The organism is Chitinophaga sp. RAB17 (assembly GCF_052114225.1).
GTDB lineage: Bacteria > Bacteroidota > Bacteroidia > Chitinophagales > Chitinophagaceae > Chitinophaga.
Genome location: NZ_JBFREI010000005.1, coordinates 311,942 through 331,189, shown reverse-complemented (window position 1 = coordinate 331,189; position 19,248 = coordinate 311,942). Strand labels below are relative to the sequence as shown.

The following is a 19,248-nucleotide window of genomic DNA, read 5'->3' as shown; positions in this document are numbered from 1 at the left end:
AATAATTCCTATCTTTGCACTCCGTTACAGAAAACGGGGTATACGATTCCCTAGCTCAGTTGGTAGAGCAATACACTTTTAATGTATGGGTCTTGGGTTCGAGTCCCAAGGGGATCACTGGAAATGAAGAAGCCTTCAAGTCGCAAGATTTGAAGGCTTTTTTGTGTTCGAGATTTTTATAGAAAAGGTAGCTCTCATTTAAATTGTTTGTTTTCAATTGAGAAGGAGTTCGGGTGCCATAGGGCCAATTTCTTAGTCGTTAGGTCATACAGTTTCTCAGTTTAATATTCTTTTAATGGTTTACCTACCATTGATTTGTTAATACCACGCAATTATCAAACGATAAAGTATACAGTTTATGCTAACGACGATTTTTGCTCCACGAAAATCTATAGAAGAGTTTGAGAATTGGAGGACGCAATTTGCGTCCTCTAAAGAGGAGTTTGAGGGACTGCGCTATGTACCTTTTTGTTTTAGTGAGCAAGGTGTGACTATGCTTTCCTGTGTTTTGAACAATGAGAGGGCTATAGCTGTAAATATCCAGATAATACGGATATTTTATCGGATGCGGGAGATGATTTCAACTCACAAGGACATATTATTGAAGCTGGAGTAACTTGAGAATAAAGTTAGTAACCATGACGAAGATATAAGACTGATCTTCGATTATCTTAAACAGTTGCTTAGCCCTGTATCTGCCCTCGCGACATGATAGGATTTAAGGTGCATAAGGGTAGTATTCAATGAAGTATCAGCTTATTATATAAGTTTTTGAAGCCAATGAGCAGGAAGTTCGATTTCTGCCCCAAGGGGATCACAGCAAAAAAACAAACAGTATCAAAGGTTTATTATTCAAAACGAAGGTGAATGGTAACATAAAAGGTTACACGGGCAATACTTAAATTTAGTGTAACCTTTTCGCCGAGATGCTGCGAGAACTARGGGATCTATCTCTGGCAGCCATGCAAATGCCTACGTAACATTAAACAAGGACAAACTAAAAAACGCATCCTTAAAGTTTCTTTGCGCAACCATGATGCACAAATTTGTTCATGGTTACCTACTTTCCCATCCGCCCGATCCCACTGCGGTTGATAAAAATGGACGTGATCACAATCAGATGACCAAGGATTGGGTTAATATCATGGCAGGCGCATTAATGGAACTCTTTCCGGACCTTTCAACTACAGATGCAGCAGCATTAAGTTGGGGTGGCTTGGAAAATACGGATGCATATAAGGCCATGTCACAAGGCGCTAAAGACAGTATAGAAAACATTAATCTTTACAATCAAATGGGACTCAATGGTACAAAATGTAATCACTAAATCGATCTTACTACTTTTAATAATCCTTTTTACCTGCAAAATAGGATTTAGTCAAAAAGTAAAGACTGTAGATAATGCAACTACAGATAAATTTCTTTCCCAGGTAGAGAAAGAATACGTCTCACATGGAATTCCTGATAGTGATATTTGCAGTGACTATACCACTATTATTTTTCATGTAAGAGGAAATAAATTTGTTGATCCGATTGAATATACTAGAAGTCCTAAGGTTCTTAAAACTTCGTTTGCAGGCGCAGTCAAGTTTTACAAAAAAGCAAATTGGAAGAAGATTATCCCCGGATCAGGGGCAAATTTTGACCTGGTGCAACCAATGGTTTACGAATACGATCACCACAAACTCTGCCCTGATAGTATACCATTTGTTAAGATAAAAGATATGACGAATGAGGATTTAAATACTAGAAAGGATACGACAGTCTGTACTTTTGTATTAAAAGTTTTAAAGGCAAAGAAATTTGAAGAAGTTCATTAGATGATATCAGTTAGATTTATAACACCGGAGATAATCTAATAAGTAAAAACATAGGGACAGATGGAAGATTAGCTAATGGGAGTGTATTGAGTATTGTATAATATTCAAGGATAGTGCAGTGGGGATTTGACAATGGCAAACACGAGTGTATTGGCATTTAGAGAGTATTGAAAAAAGGTATTCACCAGGTTTTTAACTTGATCCCAAATAAGTGTTTTATTTTCATGTAGATAAAAGATTCGAGCCCCATAAGGTTGTAGTGTTTGTTAATACAAATTATTTATAAGTGAGCAGAATATAGGGTTTGGGCATCCTATTAATTTACAGCATATGATTCTTTGTGTTGTTCGGTAATAACCTAAGAACATTGGAAGTGTCTTCTTCAATATTTGTTACTTATGTAATGTGACGGTTTCTGAAGATTAGCTTCTTTATAGTGCAGTGTAGTGTAGTGAGAAGGGCTAATTCGGCAGTATCTGTATTTTTATTAGGCTCTTTAATAACAACTTTTGTTCACTGGTGCGGAGTTTTTTCATTTAAACGGGATTTGGGTAATAATCCCGATCCCCGCGGGCGGAAAGATCATTGATGCGGTCCGCCCGCAGGCATAAGGTTCTGTGGGTTAACAAAAAGAAAATTAAAACCCTTTGTCGAGGCACTTGTAAACTGTGAGTACCTCTTTATATCAAATACAAAAGGCAACTACGGGTATAAATCGGCGAACTATTTGAGATGATTAGTATTGATTTTTTCTTTAAAATCATCTAAGATAGATTGCCATTGCTCTTGATCACTCTCGTTTACGTAATAAAACATACCATCTAGTGCGCATAGGAAATAGCCATATCCACTTACTATAAATTTTTCTTTTTTGCCACTTTTAAACTCTACTACCAGTAGATATTGGTCCATCCATGTAGTAAGTGTTCTATTCTTACAAGTTGATCTTTGCAAAATAGAAGCGGCATTATTTAGTCTGACATGCTTAAGATGTTCAATCTCAGTCCACTGCATTCTTTCTGGAACTTTGCCTCTTGGTATTTCATAGAAATCAAAGTTTTTCGCAGTCGTCCAGTTGACACATGGTTTACTTTGAAGGGTACTAGAGAGCGCAAATAGTAGTGCAACAATAATATTCATAAGATTTGTTTTTGCTTATTTACAAGGGGCAGTATTGGGCGATGATTTGCCACCGGTTACGTTTTTATTCTTTATATCGTTTGACTTAAAAAGCCTTAAGTCCTGGCCTAAGTCGGCGGGGTCAGCTCCTTTCCCTAAGGGCCACTCCCCAATTGTTTTTGGAATATTTTTTCCGGCGGCATTTAGCGCATTAATGGCAATGGACGAACAATTATTCCAATTGAGGTTATAGTTAGACTTTGCCTGGCCGACAAAACTATCCATAATGGTTTTGAACTGAGCAGCAGTAACCTTCAATGTTACTGAAACATCATAATCATTATTTGAGTTATCAACTACAACACCTTTTGTATCGGGATTAATCGGAGTAACATTCGTGGAAGGATAAAACCCAATCGTCCTGCTAACAGGATTAACACCACCTCCATATTGACTAAAGCCGAGAAAAGTATGACCTACAGTTAATCGGGTGCTGAGGTCTAAAGAATTTGGGATGTAATTTCCATATTGATCAGATACCAGTATCCTCGTATCCGGAATTGGCTGTTTAACATATAAAGTAACTTCATAAGTTGAAGTTGTATTGATTGAAAAACAGCCCAAATATTTAGTGACATCGGTGATTGTTTTACCTATAGGTGGAGCGTAAACAAAGGGCACATACTTCAATTTATTGATAGCACCATAATTGAATCCAGATGATCCACCAGGATCATCACCCGATGAATTAGCAAGCGTACCTGATTCATCACCTGGTAGGATTAGGCATTGCACTGTTGTATAGTTATAAGTGCATCCTAAGTCAATTCCCGCATATCGACCACAGGTATACCAATCTGTTTCAGTACAATTAACAGCAAATCTTCTACTGGCAGGGGTCATAGTTTTAAAAAAGTCAACTTTCGCAAAATAAGTTTTTCTTCCATCAGATAGGTAACTGTTATTTAGGCGGCCACTTTCATCAAAAACAAATAATGAAAGGCCATTGTTAGGGTTGCCGTTTCCCCATATCGTTACCAGCTCAAAGTAAATTAAGCCGTGTTTATCTCTTCTGAAAATTAAATGCTGATCAATTCCAGGAGGGTATTTGTGGTCATAGATCTGAACCATTTTTCTTTCGCAAATGCCAAGGTTTACTATCAGGCATGATTCACCACTTATAGTCATTTCATAACTTTTTCCCCAATCAATGACCCCTGGTAAAGAGTCAACCAAATCATAGCTATTGTTGTTCTTAAATTCACTATACTTTTTTAAGTATAACTTTTTAGCTTCTGAAGGGGAGATTTTGTTGTCATAATCTGAACCAAATTTTTTGCATCCAAAAACGACGAGGACCAGAATAAGGTATGTAGTAATAGTTTTCATGAGGGAAATGATTTTATGGAATTAAATTAGATTTTTTCCCTGAGAAGAATATTCATATATGTTAAATATGTATATTCGCTTAACTATCAATGTGTTTAGAGCCTAATTTAGTAAGGAAACAAAACTGTCCTCAAAATGTCCAATCCACTGTTTCAAATTATAGCCGGGCTTGGTCCTATTTCACCGGAATTGGAATTGCATCTTAATAAAAAGCTTTTGTATAAAAGTTTTCCTAAAAAGCATATCATACTCAGTCAGGGGCAGGTTTGTAACTATCTTTATTTCGTGGCAAAAGGATTACTTAGAGCTTACTACGAAAGGAATGGTGAGGATACCTCCAATTGGTTTATGATGGAGAACGATTTCGTTATCTCAGTGAATTCTTTTTATAAACGGACTCCGAGTGCTGAGTCAATAGAAGTGTTGGAGGATTGCGAGCTTATTTGTATTCACTATGATGATTTAATGGAAATTTACGAGCTACATAAGGAGTTTAATATTATTGGTCGTAAGTTAACGGAGATTTACTATTGTAAAAGTGAGGAGCGGATACAGTCACTTCGAGGGCATCAGGCTGCTGAAAAATATGAGTTTCTATTGGTGAATTATCCGGAAATTGTTCATAGAGTCAACGTTGGATATCTTGCTTCCTATCTTGGTATAACATTACAAACGCTATCCAGGATTAGAGGAATAATGAGATAGGTCAGGAGCTTTTTGAAAACAGGTACTCCGTTTCTGTCGCAATAAGGTCTGCTACAGGGCTTCTATGGCATTGTTTACGACATTGTATACCTGCAGCCCTTTTATACATGAGTACCTGTCAGCGCCCGACAGATAGTTCATATTCCCCTGTTTGTCCCTGCTTTCCCTGAAATGCGACATTACATAGCCCTCTTCAGCACTGACGGCTTTCAGGGCTCCCAGGCTTTCTTTTTTAACGAAGTAAGCATTGTTGCCATAGGAATTTGAACCTACAAAATAATAACCTTTTTCTTTTGCCAGCATGCATAGTGCCTTTAGTGAAGCGCCAAAATAAAGATGACTGTAGTGCTCTCTTTCTCTTACAAAATCGGCCTTATAAGGCACCGTTAATGCCCGCTCTTTTCCCATAACGCTGTTGTATTCAACAATCACAATAACGGGTTGTACTACCTGGATGGCTTTCCAGATCCAGTAGTCATTGCCATCTATATCAATTGATAACAAACCAATCTCTCCCGACAATCCACCCCTGGTGATCAGCTCGTTGATATTTTCCGCTGTAATAAACGAGTGTACCACTTCCAGTTTTTGCTGATAGTAGATGTCATCGGCTTTGATGTAGTCAATACTTTTCTGGCCCCCATCAATCAGCAGACCGCTCCAGTTGTCATTTTTGAGCAGGAACCTGGTATTCGATTCCACATAATTTTCTACGCCAAATTCTATAAATGTTTTATTGGGGATCTCTACTTTATGAATCAGGTACTGAATAATACCATCATCTCCTGATTGGGAAAATACCTTAAACTCTGCGTCCGCAAGATTATCCAGGACAGGTAGTTGTTTGTTCTGCCTGGCAAGCAGTTTTCCCAGGAGCAGGATGTCCGTTTGTTGAGTTTTCCGGGTAGCGTATAAAGAATGGTATAAAACACTTAATAGTTTCCTTATTCGTTTCATCAGGACTGGTATGAATTAGTAGGTACTCGTTTTAATATTACCGGTTCTTTCTCACAACATAATAATATAAATATTGTTCATTTTTAGGCAATTTATAATATGTTGTTTATATTTAAGTATCCGATAAAATTCATCTTGAATTCTTTTCTGCTCTACTGTTAGTTCGGATACGACAAATATATGAGACCTGTTTGCTTGAGATATCCTAATAATCCGACCAATGAGCATATAAATATCAGATACGACTCATTTTTAATGCGGTGTGAAAATCAAATATAATATTTTGTTAACGCCGCGTTAATATTTGGTAAATACTGCTTAGATAACTTCGCTGCCTGAATTTAAACCATCTAAATCGATGAAGCGCTCCATCTGTCTCCTTTTTATTACGTTAGGTATGCTAATGTGTTCCGAGGTATTTGCACAATCCACCCTGGCTGATCTGAAGGGTCAGATCAAAGGGAAGGATGGCACAATGATTCCCGGTGCATCCATTACAGTGAGAAATGAATCGACTGGTTTTACCAACAGGACCCAGTCAAATACCAAAGGTTTATACACCTTTAAACAATTGCCACTCGGCGGCCCTTACACTATTACTGTATCGGCAATAGGTTTTGGTTCTCAGAAAAAGCAGGACTATAATCTTAACCAGGGGGATGCTCTCCAGGTAAACTTTGATCTGGAACAATCTGTTTCAAATCTTGATGCCGTTACCATCGTATCTACTTCCAACAAGAAAGCGATTGTGAATGCAGGTGCTGCTACCACCATTACCCCCACTGACATGAACAGGTTGCCTGTCAATGGAAGAAACTTCTCTAACCTGGCAGCGCTGTCGCCGCTTACCGGTAATGGTAACAGTATCAGTGGGCAGCTGGGATCTGGTACCAACTATACCATCGATGGTATGACTGCAAAGAACCCTACTTCTGCCGGTCCTACCACCTCCAGAAGCGGTGCTCCTTATTCTATCTCTATTGAAGCTGTTCGTGAGTTTAAAGTTGTTACAAACCAGTACGACGTTACACTCGGCAGATCAGGCGGTGGTACCGTGAGCGCTGTTACCAAATCAGGTACCAATACGGTTTCCGGTTCTGTATTCGGCTTTGGTCGTGCTAACTGGTTATCCAGCCCTTATGATATCCGTGGTAACAAAAGAAATAACGACTATTCCACCTATCAGTTTGGCGGGTCTATCGGCGGCCCCATCATCAAAGATAAGCTTCACTACTTCTTTGCATGGGATCACCAGACAGATAACCGCTCCCTGGTAATTGCAGACATACAATCTCCTTCCGATGAGCTGGTATATAACATCACCAGGAAAGTACTGGATACATTTGTAGATGTTGCCAGATCAAAGTACGGTGTTTCCAACCATGCGCAATATGGCTCTTTTGGGAAAACCCGTCAGTCGGATGCCGGCTTCCTGCGCTTAGATTGGCAGATTAACGATAAGAACCTGTTGACCATCAGAGATAACTATACCAATGATGTTAACAAACTGGGTTTGATTGATAATACGGCCATTGACCTGTATGAATCAACCGGTAATGACTTCAACAAGGATAACAGCCTGTTGGTGACACTGAGATCTACCATCAGTACTAAAGTTACCAACGAATTGAAGGTGCAGCATTTGTATACCTGGCAGGCCAGCAGACAAAATGATGAGTTACCCGGTGCGCTGCCCAGAGCGATTGTTGAAAACGTAACATCTGTAGTGTCCGACGGATCTACGAAGTCTACCAATGTTCAGATCGGTGGTCACCGTTTTGGTCAGGAAGGATTTACCAACAATGTAATTCAGTTGACAGATAACCTGTATTACAACACTGAAAAAGTTAACTATACCTTTGGTATTGACCTGATGTACACACATGCTAAATCACTGTATGGTAGTGAGGTAAACGGTAGATATGTGTACAGAGGTCTCGATGCTTTCCGTAATAATACGCCCTATGCATTCTATCGTGAAGTGCCATTGGTGGCTGATCCAAGCGTAACCTCCAGTATTTTCAATGGTGGTATCTATGGCCAGTTGCAAACAGACCTGGGTAGCGGAGTAAGTCTTACTGCCGGTATACGTTTCGATATGGCTACTTATCCTAAAGCGCCATTTAACCAGGATCTGCATAATGCACTGGGCTTAAACACCAACAACAGCATTAAGTCTTTTGTACCACAACCAAGAGTTCAACTGACATGGGATGTGAACCAAAAACATACAGATTATATCAAAGTGGGTGCAGGTGTGTTTAGCTCCGATATTAATAACTATATGCTCATCAACAACCTTACATTTGATGGCAAACATTTCGGAACCGCTAACCTGAACACCAGTTCTGTAAGTATACCTTCTCCTGATTTCGCCGCATACAGGAAAGACCTTTCTACAGTGCCTGCTTTTGCACAGTACCAGCTGCCGCTCATCAATTACACAGGTCCTGATGCTAAAATACCTGTCGTTTACAAGGCTAATATCAATTATACCAAATACATTACCAGCCGCCTGAGAATGGGTGTTTCTGCCTACCTGACCTACGGCCGTAATAACTACTTCTATATAGACAAAAACATGGTGGAAACTCCTTACTTCACTTTGTCTAATGAGGCTAACAGGGGAGTATACATTCCTTTAGATAAGATGAATACCAGCGGCGGTAGTGGTAACTACCTGGATGGTAGAATCAGTAAGGCGTTCGGCAGGGTATTGGAACTGACCAGCAAGGGTAAAAACAATACCTATACTTTTGTATATGACGTCAATTACCGTTATTATAAAGATGGTAGCGTCACCGCGAGCTATACCTGGAACGATTCCAAAGATAATACCTCCTACAATGGTAACGTTGCCAACAGTGCTACTTTAGGTTTACCAGTGGCATATGATCCACGTGATTTGAGTAAAATGACTTACTCTGATTTACAGTTCCGTCATAAGGTAGTATTCTATGGTACATCGCCCTCTTTTGCAGGATTTGTCTTCGGTGTACGCTTTTCTGGTATTGGTGGCACCCGTTACAGCCTGTTGTCTGGTGTAAACAGCAACCAGGATTTTGTAAGCGGTACCAACGACCTGGCTTATGTATTTAATCCAAGTGATCCGGCTACATCTGCAGCAGTTAGAGACGGTTTGAATAAGCTTTTGAATTCAGCAGCAGGTAGCAGTTTCAAAAAATATGTGGAGAAATCAGAAGGTAAGATTGCTGAAAGAAATGGAGGCATCAATGGTTTTTATGGTACAATAGATTTAAGACTGGCTAAATCATTCAAGGTTTCCAAAAAGAGCGGTTTTGAGCTTTCTGTAGATGTTTTCAACTTCGCGAATATGCTCAATAAGAAATGGGGTGCAAGCCATAACTTTGGTAATACTTCCCTGTACCGTGCTTCTGCATTCAGTAAAGAAACCAGTACGTATAACTATTCCGTTAACACCAGCGGAATTGCTAATCCAGGTGGAGATCCGTACCAGGTACAGATAGGAGCAAGATTCTTCTTCTAATATCTGGTAAGCAGGATGAACAGTTTATTGAAATCATCCGCGAAATATATATCGTCTGTCGCCAGGCTGAAGTTGAACTTCGGTCTGGCGACAGTCATTTAAAGGTTTTCTTCGTTCATCACTTTATTTCCGGCGGATAAATCATTTCCGCATCCTTCGGTAACTGCTGTACATGCACCATATAGGAGGTTACATTTTTATCCCAACTTTCCGGATACTCATAGCCTAACTGCGTTGCAACAAACCTGGCTGAATTTCTGAAGAGGTCCATCGTAACATACACTGCCTGCCATATATGTTGCAGGTTAGCATCTGAATAAGTGGCCAGCATTTTTTCGTACATCTCCGGCTCTAAGTAACGTTGGTAAAACTTTCCAAACTTACCCGGGTTTACTGTAAATCCATGACGGCAGCCGATGTACCAATCCATCATTTGTATCAATGCTCCACGGATAACCTGGTTTATTAATTCCTTGGCCAGTATCACTTCTTCACGCCATAATCCTTTTGCCAGGCCGGCATTAGTATACCAGAATTCGTTGCAGCAATCATTGAACGAACGTTGCGATGGCTTTTGTACAATATAACTTGCGTCACTGGCAGGAGGAAGAGGATTGGCATTTAATACCCCACTTTTATCCCATATAATTTTGCAAAGGCTATCACCGGTGAAGTGATCCAGTTTTTCCAATGGCACCATCACCAGATCAATACGGTTTCCATCCTTAAACTGCAACAGGTAGGAGAATGCTCCTGCCAGTTCCGGCGAGGGGGGATACAGTTCCATGTCTTCCGGCATCTGCAGTATCATTCTTTCGCCAAAAACGTCTACCCAACTATGGTCCTGCAGGAACGGATCGAGGTTTTCTACCACAAAGATGATATCGTAATCCTGGAATATATCTTTTGTTACATTAGGATTGGATCGCGATCCATCCTGCAATACAGCCAGTACCAGTGGCTCTCTCTCTGCCACTTCCAGTATTAACTGCATCATTTCTGTTTCACTCCTGCTAACCATATTACATGCTATAGTTTACCGTAATTTAATGATATAAGAGTTTGCCTGATCTTTTACAATCAATTTATTCGCTCTTCAGAACCGCCACCGGATTGCTCCTCGCTGCCTTTAACGTTTGCGACCCGATCATAATGAACGCAATCAGCAATACCGCCAGTAAGCCAGCAAATAGCTCGGTGATTTGCACCGGTGCATGATAAGGGAAATTGGGCAGCACAACGGTTTGGAAGAAGACGTAAGTTGCCGGCAGCGCAATGAGCGCTGATACTGACAGGAGGAATAGGAAACCGCGGCTTAGTAAGTATATAAGGTTGCCGGCGCTGGCGCCCATTACCTTCCGGATGCCGATCTCCTTTAGTCTTGTTTCGGTGGTGAATACCACCATTCCGAACAATCCCATGGATGCGATGGAAATGGCCAAAAAGGAAAGGAAGCCGATGATCTTGATCATGGTGGAAAATTCGCTGTATGCATCTTCTATTGCTTTGTCATAGAATTCAGCCATAAACGGATGTACACGATCGATCTTTTTCCATATGGACTCGATTTTGGCTACTGTGGCCGGTATGTCGGCGCTTTGTATTTTGGCACTGATGATAGCCCTGTCTTCGGGTGTCCAGAAGGTGAATGCTACCGGTCCGATGAGGTTCTCCACCTTGCCATAGTGAAAGTCCTGCATTACGCCAACAATGGTCATTTTACGTCCATTCAATGTGATCTGTTCCCCGATTGCTTTCTGGGGGTTGTTGGCACCTATGTTGAATCGTTTTAAAACCTGCTGGTTGACGATCACCTCTCCAACGGCCTGGGCTGTGGCAGGTCGGGCAATAAAGTTTCCGCCGGCAACAAGTTTATAGTCATGCAGCGGCAAATAGTTTTCGTCAATGTGATTGGTCATGACCAGCACAGAATCCCGCGAATCTTTGTATTTCATATTGCCGCCCCAGGCGTTTCCTACACCGGTGGTAATCAGCGACCGGGAAAGTGCAGTTACTTCCGGCATCTCACTGAGTTCCTTGAGCAGTACATCGGGTTTATTATCCTGCATATTAATGTTCAGGATGTTTGTTGTGCTGAACCCCAGGTCGAATGCAAGTATGTTTTTATACTGCACATAACCAACGGCGGTTGTTGTAATAAAAATCAGTGTAACCGTGTATTGAATCACCACCAGCGTACGCCTGAGTGTCAGGTGTTTGAACATTTTCACCGATGGAACATTTCCGAACGCATTGATGGGGCTGATTTTTGAAAAGTATATAGCGGGTATGAAGCCGGCAATAACACCTACGGTGACTGAAAAGATGATGAAGGCTGCCACCGTGGATGGCGTAAGATCGAGCTTCACCGTGCGCTGCATCTCCGGAGCCATGTTGATCAGCATTGGCCGCAATACGAGAAACAGGAGGAATGAAAGAAGAAGCGCTGCCAGGGAGATCATGACCGCCTCGGCCAGGAACTGTAACCGTACCTGGCTCTTTTCAGCGCCGATAGCTTTGCGAAGACCTATTTCCTTAATGCGGCGCATAGCGCGTGCTATCGAGAGATTGGTATAATTGAAACACGCAGACAATATCACAACTAATGCCAGCCCGCAGAGTATCCAAAGCACAATAGGGGGGATGTGAGGGCCAACGAAGCCGGGGCCGCCTTCGGATTGACGGAGGCTTTCTCCAACCACGATGTTGTATAAAGGAAGCAGTTCGAGTTGGATCTTAGTATTTTCGTCCGCGAGGTTTTCTTCCCTTGCAAGCGCATTGAGCTGCGACCGGATTGCCGCCATGTCCGCATTTTTCGAGGGCAGGAGATATACGGCGTTGGACCACATGTTTGTCCATGCCGCATAATTTTTATCGCCTTTATTGATTTGTTCAGCGGTAGACAATGATACCAGCGCTTCAAAGCTGATGTGTGAAAAGAAGGGAACGTCCTTCATGATACCGGTCACCTGGTAAACGAGTGTATCGATCTTGATTGCCTTGCCGAGTGCCGCCTGGTTACCGAACAGTTTCTTTGCTGCCGTTTCCGTGAGAACAACCGAATAAGGATCTTTCAGCGCTGTTTCGGGATTGCCTTCCACCATTGGAAATGTAAAGACCCTGAACAGCGATGGCTCTGCCCAGAAGCCTTTAATAGGGAGAGTATTGTCGCCCACCTTCGCGTCGCCCGAAAAGTTGTTGCGCATAGTAGTCACTTCTTCAATGCCGCTTACCTTCTCGCGGATAAGCTTTCCCGTCTTTACAGATGTAGACGCAAACTTGCCACTTTCTTCGCTGTTGGAGGCCATTATGTTGGTGATGCGATATATCCGCTCGCCATTTTTGTTGAACCTGTCGTAAGAACGGAGATCGAGTACAAACGCGATCAACAGTAACCCAACGGACATACTGATGGCAAGGCCAAGAATATTGATGAATGAGAACAGCTTGTTGCGCATGATGTTGCGCCCCGATGTTTTGACGTAGCTTCCAATCATGATCCGGTTCATAAAAAGGTTGACAAATATTGAACTTCGTACCGTATAACTTCTGAAGAATTTGAAGGCATCAATTATGTAGACCAGCTTTGCACGGCGGGGCCCGAGGGATTGTACATTCCGCTCGAAGCATTCGTTAAGATCCCCTGTAAGGTCCTCTACGAGTCCGGGTTTACAATACCATTCTACAAATCGCTGCGCCCAGGCGGGCGGATGGTGTTGGCGTTGTTCTTTCATGCTACATTTTTTGCCAGACAAGCGACGGTATCCTGGCCCACAGTTCATCACGCATTGACTTGGCGTTGACCAATGCCGACTTTCCCTGCATAGTGAGTTGATAGAACCTTTTGCGTTTACCGCCACGAGCCTTCGTTGCTTCACCCAGCTCACTTTTCACAAGTCCCTTTTCTTCGAGACGGTTGAGCACTGCATGCACCACGCCGAGTTTCGCCGAACGGCCGGTATGGTTCGAGAGTTCGTCGCATATCGCTACGCTATATGCTTCGTTCATCAACGCTGCAACGGTGAGTAGCACCAGTTCTTCGAATTCTCCGAGGTTTGTACCTTTCATTTCTGCTATTAATTACGTAAATGTATGTAAAAAGACTTTATTATACATACAAAAGGTGAATAATTAATTTGTTCAATTATTCGGGTTCGGGCAGGTGCGTCATTTGCGCATTAAAAAAGCCGCTATTATAGCGGCTTTTATTGTATAGCTTGTTAAAACACCCGAACTTTTTTGCTGAGTAATTGCTTTATTGGTAACCGGCTTCGCGCTATTTATTTAATCCTATAGCCATTTTGTAGGCGGACGCAGCTTCGGGAAGCGGTGTCATTGCATCTAATAAAATATTGGAGGTTCCCTGTTCAGATAATTCGTCGGCCACTTTTTTAATTAAGGCTAAAGTAGCTTTCATCAAACTGGAACCCAGGCTTAAACGGGCAACGCCTAAATCCTGTAATTCACGGACAGAGGGCGATAGTCCCGCCGCAATTGTAGGATTGGAAAGGATATTAATCGGAGCATTAATTTCTTTAACTAATGTCGCAATAGTTTCTTTTTCCCATACGGGCTGAATAAATATGCAGTCTGCACCGGCTTCACGGTATTTATTCCCTCGCTTTATTGATTCCGATAATTTCTCCTGTGATGAGCCTGATGAAGTATAAAATGAATCGGTTCTTGCATTAATTACTAAATGAAAACCCAGTGAATCTGACAAAGCGCGAATAGCTGATATTCTTTCACAAAATTCCATCTCGTCAATTAATACCGGATTTAAATCAATGCTGTCTTCAATATTTATTCCTGCAATTCCTGTAGCAATTATCTTTTTAACCGAATCGATTATTTCATTTAGATTGTTTCCATAGCCGGCTTCTATGTCCACCGTTACGGGAACTTGAACGCTCTTTACAATCCTCGTAATAACTTCAATCATCTCCGGCAATTGTATTACCTGGCAGTCAGGATAACCTAAAGAGGCGGCTATTCCCATACTTGTTGTGGCGATCGCTTTATAGCCACATGCTTCTATTAATTTGGAGCTTCCGCTATCCCACGAATTTAACAGCACCAAAATTTCTTCGTCATGGTGATATTTTAGAAACATTTCGGCTTTTTCTTTTTGAGTATTTGAAACCATAATGGGAGCGTTTTATAAGAAATGTAGTCTCTTATTGAATTGCTATTAATGTGTGGGTATAGTAAGTTAAATATATTTTACTGGTATTTAAAAACTATTACCGGTACAGATGTACTTACCCGTGGGATGTTTTTTTGATGAGGTTGTCCTTTTGGCTTTGAACGATTGAAATTAACTTTTGAGGAAGAGCCATCGTTTGGCACACAAATGCGGGGAGCAGCACGGCTATTGGTTGATTAATATTATTTACTAAATGAATAATATAGTGGAAGCTTAGTCGTAGTGTTAGTAGTAACTTGCCTCGGTTTACAATAAATAATAGCATTAGTGCTAAAATTCCACAAGATCAATTACAGTATAATGAATCATCTTTCGTTGTAATCTGTGTAGCTGCCTGCTTAATTAGGGGCAATCAGGTGCTACTATGCGGCGAAAGATGATTTTTTTACCTGCACAGGTCTGTGCCCGGAATGATAATATTTACATCTCCTGAATTGCAGTTGCCGGCTTGGTTATACCAATACCCCGTTAATCCCCGTTTGCGTCTTACTTCAGGCAATACTGGTGGTGCGGTTAATTTGCTGGACTGCACTGTTACTGTCAGCAGCCATGGAGAACTTTTTCCTGTATTGAGAGGGTGTTGTTCCGGTAACGATTAAAAACCGGTTGTTGAAATTAGCCAAGGTACTGAAACCACTTTCGTAACAAATAGCCGCCACATGTTGATGTGTGTCTTTAAGCAGTTTGCAGGCATGCCCGATCCGTATTTCATTCAGATAACCAACATAGGTCTTTTTTGTACTCCGCCGGAAATAGCTACAGAAGGCGGGGACGCTCATGTTGACCAGTTTTGCTACATCAGTTAACTGGATGGGAGCATGGAAATTTTGATGGGTGAAGTGAAAGATCGCATCAAGGCGTTCTTTACTTTTAATGTCCTGTTCTTTTATTTCCTGTGTGGATAGTATTTCATATTCCTCTCTTTGTGCGATTAGTTCAAGGCATTCACAGAGGCGTATGATACGGGAAAATCCAGTGAGATATTCCAGCTCCCTGATAAGCGGGGCAAGACGCTCCCGACATTCGGACCGGATTTTCAGCCCACCGGCTGATAGCTGAAGCAGTCGATAGATGTCCCGGCATTCGGGAAGAAGCAGAAATGCGGGTCCCCAGAAGTCTTCCTTGAACTGTACTACTACTGCACTCGTAATAAGATTGCTTTGGGCTTTTTGAAAGGTGTGCGGAAGATTACTGCCAAGAAGAAAAACGTCATCGGTCTGAAATTCACCGATATAATTACCAATAAAGCTTTTTCCTTCTCCCTCTGTAAACAGGATTAATTCATACTCGATATGCTGGTGCCAGGGAACTTCAAACAAAGGTGTACGATAGGTTCTGGCTACAAAAGAGTTGTTTTCAGCCAGCGTTAGTTTCTCTATAAGTGGCTTCATACGGGTGTTTTTCTAATTTTCCTGATCAAAGGTATTGAATTTATTAAGATAGTTGAACCATTCCCGAACAAAGAGATGGCTAGTCATGGCACAATGAAAACAGACAACAATTTATGGGTGGCTGGATATAACGGCTTCAGGAGGTTGGGCGTGGAAATGGCCGATCAGAATAGGTTTATACATGGGGGGATGAGGTCGCACCAATATTTTCAGCAGATTACCACTCCTTTATCATTAAAACAAACAGGGTGATGTGGTGTGTAAATTCGTATGGTGAGTTTGGGGATAGGAGATGAAGCACAAATCAACTCGCTTTACAAAATACCCCCAAACTATTATAGCTATTTCTGCGCTATATAGTGTTAGCTTTTCTGTTTATCTTCGTAGGTGGGGCCATACAAACCAGGCACTTTATTTCCTGTAGCACGAAGGTAAACGATCAATTCACCGCGGTGGTGATAAATATGATTAAAAAGAAGTCCACGCGATACAATGCCTCTCGGCATGGGCCCAAGGATAACTTTTTCACCCACTTTCATTGTCCAGTTGTCTTTCAGTTTTTCCTCTGTGAGCGATTTTAATGCAGCTCTGGCTTTTTCGACATTGTTTTCAAAAAGGGCCAGGGTAGCCTTGATATCATTGGTATCTCCCCTTTCAAGATGATCAGCGGCAAGGTCGTACACATCTTTGGTAAGCGCACCCACATACCAATAGTAAATGGTAGCAATATGCTGTGCAAGTTCCCCCATTGTCCACGAAATCTCTGAAGGTTTATAACGGAGATCTTTTTCAGGTATCGCCTGTAATAATTTACGCGTGTTCTCTACTTCATGTTCGAATTCTCCTGTCAGGTATTGAAGTATCATAGAATAGTTTTGAATGAAGTTAAATAATTTAATAACAAAAATTGGCTACGTCAGATTGATTATTGTTAAGGTTTGATCTTACAGTTTAAGCCATAAAGCGGGTCGAATACCGCCGCCGTCTTTGGGTCTGCCATAGACGCCGTTGCCACGGACGTAAACATAGCCGTTGTAGCTCACGCTTGCGCCTGTGCGGCCATAATAGCCGGGCGAACGAAGCCGCCACCAGTGATAATCATTGCCATATTTTGCTTGTCTTTTTGCATTGTTTTCGTCATCTGTAAACCATGTCTGACTGCCTTTATGCTGCAATTTTTCTTTGCTGTCGCCGAAGTACTCGCAAACCTCCTCAAGACTTAGCAAAAATATGCTGTCAACAGTATCTTTACCGCCTTTTGTTTTAAACCATTGGTTGTCGGTATTTTTGTTTGTAACGGTACTGATTTTTTCCTTTTCATCCTGGCTGAATTCATTATAAAATTCATTGTTAAGATATTTTCTTAAATCACAATCCGCCCAGGTGATGTCTGTAAACTTTGTGTGATACCAACGCAGCGCTATGATATGTTCTGTAATAATCAGCGCCCTGTTGTCTTTAACACTAAGCACCTGCCAGTTATATTTGCCGAAAGCTATTATGTCGTCTTTGATCATTTTTATATAATCTTTCTACGATTTAAAGATGCTGGCTTCCAATTTATCCGCTTTGAGGTTTTGTCAGCAGCAGTTAAATCCAGTATCTGAATAAATATAGGCTATTTAGTCATCTGCCTTACGCCAATTGTATATACCTGAAAACAGGTATATTTGCTTCCCTTTATTCGGGTATATACTGAGCCTGTTGAATTACCTATTTTTGTATTGTCAGATAAACTATCAGAACCATGTTTTCTCAATTTCGTAAATCGATCCTGATCTCTTCCGCTTCAGTTCTCCTGGCCGCCATTGGAGGCGAGAGCCAGGCCCAGGAAAAATTCGACAGCAAACTGCTGAAGAACGGTAAATATACCCTTGCCTGTTATGCCGTGAATGGCAGTGACGAATCGGCGATCGGCACCTTTACCATTGGTATTAATGCCTCCAATGATAAACTGGCATTAACTACTATCACTGCTCTTGCCGGACTGGAAGAGTGGAAAGATACTTCCATATCTAACCTGAGCAACTTCAAGCCTATTTACCGCGCATCGCACAGCACCCTGAAAGATATGGTGCTGCACTTCGGGAATAATGTTACAGGGTATCATATTGATAAGAAAACAGGTAAAAAGACCCTGATCAAGGAAGCAGGCGATAAGTATTTCATAGACAGTTATACCTATCCGTTTATCCTGTCGCTGCTGCCATTGACTTCCGGCTACAGCACTGATTTACCCGTATATGAATACAAACCCGCAAATGGTGATAACCTGAAAAAAGCCGTTGTGGAAGAAGTGAAGAACAGCACCTGGGTTAGTAAATACACCGGTAAACACGATGTATGGGAAGTAACGGTGGTGGAACCATCTACTGATGAAAAATCTATTTCTTACATCGATAAGAAGACCCGTCGGCTGTGGCAGATAGACAGCTGGGCCAATGGCCAACAGATCAGGATGGTGGATATAGAAACAGATTTCAACTCTGTGAAGGCCCCTTTCGATAAAGATGAAACTATGAAAATGGTGAAAGGCGGCAACTCCATTATAAGCGGACAGGTGTTTGCCCGCGATTTCAATGACAACGGTACTATCTTCGCCAAAATGCAGGTGATGAATATCCAGGCCAAGCAGGTGGCGCCCCGTGGTACAAAGGTGGTCCTCATCCCTTACAACGATTATTTCAAAGAATGGATCAAAACAAACGAATCCCAGCGTAAAAAAGGCCGGGAAGGTATTGCACTGCTGGACGAAGCAGCCCAGTGTATCAAAACTACCCAGGTGTATGATGATCAAGGGCATTTCGAATTTGTAAACCTCATGCCCGGAGAGTATCTGTTATATACGGAGTTCGGATACGACCATTCTTACAGTGTGGCAGAAGTGGTAGGTTATACCGACCACTATATCAATGGCATGTTCCAGAGTACCAGCACAAATACGGTTAACAGGGACTACAGTACCGGCGCTGGTGCTGTAGTGAAAAAGGTGGTAAGGGTAAGCAAACCCGGTGAAAAAGTGGAAGTAAAACTCAAGAAAACCCGCGCCTGAGTATAAATAATTAAATGAGGCCGCATACAGGAATGTATGCGGCTTTTTTTATAGATTCTTCTCCATACATAACTACTATATGCTATGAGCATAAAAAACCT

The 19,248-nt window shown here is 41.6% G+C and carries 15 protein-coding genes and 1 tRNA gene; 6 read left to right on the top strand and 10 right to left on the bottom strand.

The window, feature by feature from the left end; all coding sequences use genetic code 11:
- Window positions 1-44: 44 nt before the first annotated feature.
- The 3 genes from AB4Z08_RS19175 (at window position 45) to AB4Z08_RS19165 (ending at window position 1,820) form a co-directional block, all read left to right on the top strand.
- Window positions 45-117 (top strand) — tRNA-Lys (locus tag AB4Z08_RS19175).
- A 916-nt stretch (window positions 118-1,033) separates the two neighbouring features.
- Entirely contained in the window at window positions 1,034-1,327 is a 294-nt protein-coding gene (locus AB4Z08_RS19170; RefSeq protein WP_441575380.1) for a hypothetical protein, read from the top strand.
- Complete coding sequence (locus AB4Z08_RS19165; protein ID WP_441575379.1) at window positions 1,305-1,820, top strand: hypothetical protein; 516 nt, start codon at window positions 1,305-1,307, stop codon at window positions 1,818-1,820. Before AB4Z08_RS19170 ends, AB4Z08_RS19165 begins: the two co-directional genes overlap by 23 nt.
- 723 nt (window positions 1,821-2,543) lie before the next feature.
- Here the strand turns inward: AB4Z08_RS19165 and AB4Z08_RS19160 are convergent.
- Together AB4Z08_RS19160 and AB4Z08_RS19155 are read right to left on the bottom strand one after the other, a co-directional pair.
- Window positions 2,544-2,960 carry a hypothetical protein gene (locus tag AB4Z08_RS19160; protein WP_441575378.1) on the bottom strand — a complete coding sequence of 139 codons (417 nt, stop codon included), beginning with the start codon at window positions 2,958-2,960 and terminating at the stop codon, window positions 2,544-2,546.
- A 15-nt stretch (window positions 2,961-2,975) separates the two neighbouring features.
- Entirely contained in the window at window positions 2,976-4,328 is a 1,353-nt protein-coding gene (locus tag AB4Z08_RS19155; protein WP_441575377.1) for a hypothetical protein, read from the bottom strand.
- 135 nt (window positions 4,329-4,463) lie between these two features.
- Between AB4Z08_RS19155 and AB4Z08_RS19150 the strand changes: the two genes are divergently transcribed.
- Window positions 4,464-5,033: a Crp/Fnr family transcriptional regulator gene (locus AB4Z08_RS19150; protein ID WP_441575376.1), complete on the top strand. Its 570-nt coding sequence runs from the start codon at window positions 4,464-4,466 to the stop codon at window positions 5,031-5,033.
- A gap of 51 nt (window positions 5,034-5,084) precedes the next feature.
- Here the strand turns inward: AB4Z08_RS19150 and AB4Z08_RS19145 are convergent, their stop codons facing one another.
- The gene (locus AB4Z08_RS19145) at window positions 5,085-5,990 is read right to left on the bottom strand and encodes a hypothetical protein (RefSeq protein WP_441575375.1); all 906 of its coding nucleotides are present in this window, start codon (window positions 5,988-5,990) and stop codon (window positions 5,085-5,087) included.
- A gap of 397 nt (window positions 5,991-6,387) precedes the next feature.
- On the opposite strand from AB4Z08_RS19145, the gene AB4Z08_RS19140 reads away from it, so the two are divergent.
- The gene (locus AB4Z08_RS19140) at window positions 6,388-9,498 is read left to right on the top strand and encodes a carboxypeptidase regulatory-like domain-containing protein (protein WP_441575374.1); all 3,111 of its coding nucleotides are present in this window, start codon (window positions 6,388-6,390) and stop codon (window positions 9,496-9,498) included.
- Between the two features lie 118 nt (window positions 9,499-9,616).
- Here the strand turns inward: AB4Z08_RS19140 and AB4Z08_RS19135 are convergent, their stop codons facing one another.
- From AB4Z08_RS19135 to AB4Z08_RS19105, 7 genes are all read right to left on the bottom strand, one after another.
- On the bottom strand, window positions 9,617-10,519 hold the full coding sequence (locus tag AB4Z08_RS19135; protein ID WP_441575373.1) for an aminoglycoside 6-adenylyltransferase: 903 nt from the start codon (window positions 10,517-10,519) through the stop codon (window positions 9,617-9,619).
- A gap of 64 nt (window positions 10,520-10,583) precedes the next feature.
- A complete protein-coding gene (locus AB4Z08_RS19130; protein ID WP_441575372.1) occupies window positions 10,584-13,232 on the bottom strand; it encodes an ABC transporter permease in 2,649 nt (882 codons plus the stop codon).
- Window position 13,233: 1 nt separating this feature from the next.
- A complete protein-coding gene (locus AB4Z08_RS19125) occupies window positions 13,234-13,566 on the bottom strand; it encodes a PadR family transcriptional regulator (RefSeq protein WP_441575371.1) in 333 nt (110 codons plus the stop codon).
- 208 nt (window positions 13,567-13,774) lie between these two features.
- The gene (locus AB4Z08_RS19120; protein WP_441575370.1) at window positions 13,775-14,644 is read right to left on the bottom strand and encodes an isocitrate lyase/PEP mutase family protein; all 870 of its coding nucleotides are present in this window, start codon (window positions 14,642-14,644) and stop codon (window positions 13,775-13,777) included.
- A gap of 551 nt (window positions 14,645-15,195) precedes the next feature.
- Entirely contained in the window at window positions 15,196-16,095 is a 900-nt protein-coding gene (locus AB4Z08_RS19115; RefSeq protein WP_441575369.1) for an AraC family transcriptional regulator, read from the bottom strand.
- A gap of 362 nt (window positions 16,096-16,457) precedes the next feature.
- Entirely contained in the window at window positions 16,458-16,961 is a 504-nt protein-coding gene (locus AB4Z08_RS19110) for a DinB family protein (RefSeq protein ID WP_441575368.1), read from the bottom strand.
- A 78-nt stretch (window positions 16,962-17,039) separates the two neighbouring features.
- Window positions 17,040-17,612 carry a DUF6273 domain-containing protein gene (locus AB4Z08_RS19105; protein ID WP_441575367.1) on the bottom strand — a complete coding sequence of 191 codons (573 nt, stop codon included), beginning with the start codon at window positions 17,610-17,612 and terminating at the stop codon, window positions 17,040-17,042.
- 230 nt (window positions 17,613-17,842) lie between these two features.
- On the opposite strand from AB4Z08_RS19105, the gene AB4Z08_RS19100 reads away from it, so the two are divergent.
- Complete coding sequence (locus AB4Z08_RS19100; protein WP_441575366.1) at window positions 17,843-19,147, top strand: DUF3108 domain-containing protein; 1,305 nt, start codon at window positions 17,843-17,845, stop codon at window positions 19,145-19,147.
- Window positions 19,148-19,248: the final 101 nt, after the last annotated feature.